The 2,727-nt window shown below is 68.0% G+C and carries 4 protein-coding genes; all 4 read right to left on the bottom strand.

Annotation, left to right across the window (positions count from 1 at the left end):
* Positions 1–1,169, bottom strand: a 1,169-nt coding sequence (locus tag KH616_RS23830) for an MFS transporter (RefSeq protein WP_292253541.1), incomplete at its 3' end; no start/stop codon positions are given.
* A gap of 126 nt (positions 1,170–1,295) precedes the next feature.
* Entirely contained in the window at positions 1,296–1,799 is a 504-nt protein-coding gene (locus KH616_RS23825; protein WP_292253540.1) for a YbhB/YbcL family Raf kinase inhibitor-like protein, read from the bottom strand.
* Positions 1,800–1,931: 132 nt separating this feature from the next.
* The gene (locus KH616_RS23820) at positions 1,932–2,312 is read right to left on the bottom strand and encodes a DUF5594 family protein (protein ID WP_292253537.1); all 381 of its coding nucleotides are present in this window, start codon (positions 2,310–2,312) and stop codon (positions 1,932–1,934) included.
* 123 nt (positions 2,313–2,435) lie between these two features.
* Positions 2,436–2,726, bottom strand: coding sequence for a hypothetical protein (locus KH616_RS23815; RefSeq protein ID WP_292253535.1), 291 nt, complete (start codon positions 2,724–2,726; stop codon positions 2,436–2,438).
* Position 2,727: the final 1 nt, after the last annotated feature.

Genomic DNA, 2,727 nt, shown 5'->3' with positions numbered 1-2,727 from the left:
CTGCGCATGCGCGGCGCCGACGACATGATCGCGCGGTTGTTCGGCGTCTGGAACAGGCCGAATCCTGTGCCGCACAGTGCCATCCGCCAGACGATGTCGACGGTGCCCGGATGCGGGCCGATTGTCGCAAGCGACAGCAGCCCCGCGGCGAACAGCGCCAGCCCGATGCCGCCGAGCGTGCCTGCGGAGTAGCGGTCGGACAGCATGCCGGCGAGCGGCGCGGCGACCACCATCACGAGCGGCCACGGCGTCATGTAGATGCCGGTCGCCACCTGCGAAAAGCCGAGCGTGTTCTGCAGCCAGAACGGCAGCGCGACGAACGCGAGCATCTGCGAGGAAAACGAGGCGATCGACGTGCAGATCGACAGCGCGAAAAGCGGGATGCGCAGCAGGTCGACCGGCAGCAACGGCGCCGGCTGTGACAACTGCCGCTTGACGAAGAAGACGCCGACGACGCCGGCCACCACCATCTCCGCGGCGACGTACGCATGGCGTTCGCCGTGACCGAGTCCGTCGACGGCCACGATCAGCAGCCCGAACACGCATGCGTTCATCAGCGCGCTCAGCGTGTCGTAGGGCGCGTCGTGCCGCGGATTGGCGGGCAGTGCGCGCACGCTGCCGACCACGGCGGCGATGCCGATCGGCACGTTGATCGCGAAGAGCCACGGCCACGACGCGACCGACAGCACGGCGGATGCGACCGTCGGCCCGAGCGCGGACGACAGCGCGACGACCATCGTGTTGATCGACAGCCCGCGGCCGAGCAGCGACGACGGATAGATCATGCGCACGAGCGCGGCGTTGACGCTCATGATGCCCGCCGCGCCGAAGCCCTGGATCACCCGCATGACCGCGAGCTCCGGCAGCGAGCCTGCGAGCGAGCATCCGAGCGACGCCGCGGTGAACAGCGCCAGTCCGCCGATATAGATGCGCCGGTAGCCGATCCGTTCGCCGAGCGACGCGAGCGGCAACAGCGAAATCGTGACGGCGAGCTGGTACGCGTTGACGATCCAGATCGACGCGGCGTCGCTCGCACGCAGGTCGCGCGCGATGGTCGGCAGCGCGACGTTGGCGATGGCGCCGTCGAGCACGGCGAGCGTGATGCCCAGCGCGACGCAGACGATCGCCCGGTAGCGTTGCGGAAGCGGCAGGCCGGTATCGGCATTCATGGCGGGGTGGCGTGGCGGCATCGGAAGATCGCGGAGAGCGGTTGTGTGCACAACCATTTGCGCGGAGCGGCGCGATGCGGTGTGATGCGGCTGGACCGCGGTCCAGCCGGCCGGGTTGCTCCGGAATTACTTCAGCTGATAGAGGCCGGTGTATTCGGCGGACGCGATCTGGTTCAGGTGGATCATGAAGCGGGCGATCGCGTTGGTCGTGTCCGGCGTGATCGGCAGGCTGTCGACGGACAGCGCATGGACGCGGAAGATATAGCGGTGGGGCTTGTCGCCACGGGGCGGTGCGGCACCGCCGAACCCTTCGTCGCCATAGTCGTTGCGCACCTGCACCGTGCCCGGCGGCATCGCGGCGCCGCTGGCGGCGCCCGCGCCTTCCGGCAGGCTGGTCGTGCCGGCCGGGAGATTCACGGCGACCCAGTGCCAGAAGCCGCTGCCCGTCGGGGCGTCCGGATCGTAGCAGGTGATTGCGATGCTCTTCGTGCCGGCGGGCAGGTTTTCCCACTTCAGGGCGGGGGAAAGATTGCCGCCGTCGACGCCGAATCCGGCGTGGTGATATTCCTGTGCTTTCGGCATGAAGCCGTTTGCCGGAAATGCGTCAGTCCAGAGCCGGAACTCAGCCATGGAGCCTCCTGATAGGTTTCGACAGTATGAAAGGCGCCTGCTGCGCGGATGATGGCGCGTGCCGGCGCGGATCGGCCGAGTGTATCACCGGGCCGCGTTTCGCGACCCCGCCGGCGGCCGCGGCGCGCGCCCTCATCCTTCGAAATCGAGGCCGCCGAGCCGCACGAGCGGGTCGGCCTGCGTGCGCGACTTGAGATCGACATGGCGCGCGGCTTGCCAGGCGGTCAGCTTTCCCGGCAGCGCGGCCAGATAGCGTTCGAAGCGCGCCGCGCCGTCCGGCCCCATCAGCCGTTCGATCTCGTCGCCGTCCCACGTCATTTCGATGTTCAGCGGATGCGCGAAGCCGCGCGTGTGCTCGTGCAGCACGTTGCTGATCCGCACGCGCGTCGGGTGACCGTGCCCGTTGTAAGGAACGACTTCGACATGTACACGATCGGCCAGGAAGGTGGCGATCAGGTGTGCAATGCGCGGTGCGAATTCGTCATCGAAGCGACGGGCGATTTCCGGTTGCATGGCGGCGTCTCCTTGGTCCGGAAAATCGTAGCATGCCGCGCTCGTCTTTCGGGATAGCGAAGCATCAGGAGAAACGCAGGCCGGACGCCGGGCGCGCAGATACAAACGGTTGCAATTGCGTTGTCAGTGACGGTCGCCGTGGCCGTGTCCGCCGCCGCGCCAGTCGTTCCAGTCGCCACGACGGCCGCCCCGGTCGCGATCATGATCGCCGCGGTCGTGATCGCGGTCGCCCCGGCGGAAATCGCCGCGGCCCCCATCCCGGTCGCGACCGCCGCCGCTCCAGATATTGATCGTGCCGTACGCCGGATACGTCGGGCCGTAGACGTAGCCGGAATTCGGATAGTAGGTCTGCCCGTAGCCGTAACCGTACCCGGCATCGGGTGCGACGACGCAGCCGGTCAGCAGGGTGGCGATG

This window comes from Burkholderia sp. (assembly GCF_018375725.1).
Classification (GTDB): domain Bacteria; phylum Pseudomonadota; class Gammaproteobacteria; order Burkholderiales; family Burkholderiaceae; genus Burkholderia.
Note: the sequence above shows the minus strand (reverse complement) of the source record. Positions and strands in the feature narration are given on the sequence as shown.

What these genes read in the sequence shown, in the direction of transcription:
- KH616_RS23825 (WP_292253540.1), bottom strand. Translation starts at nt 1,799, where the DNA reads ATGGCTGAGTTCCGGCTCTGGACTGACGCATTTCCGGCAAACGGCTTC.
- KH616_RS23820 (WP_292253537.1), bottom strand. Translation starts at nt 2,312, where the DNA reads ATGCAACCGGAAATCGCCCGTCGCTTCGATGACGAATTCGCACCGCGC.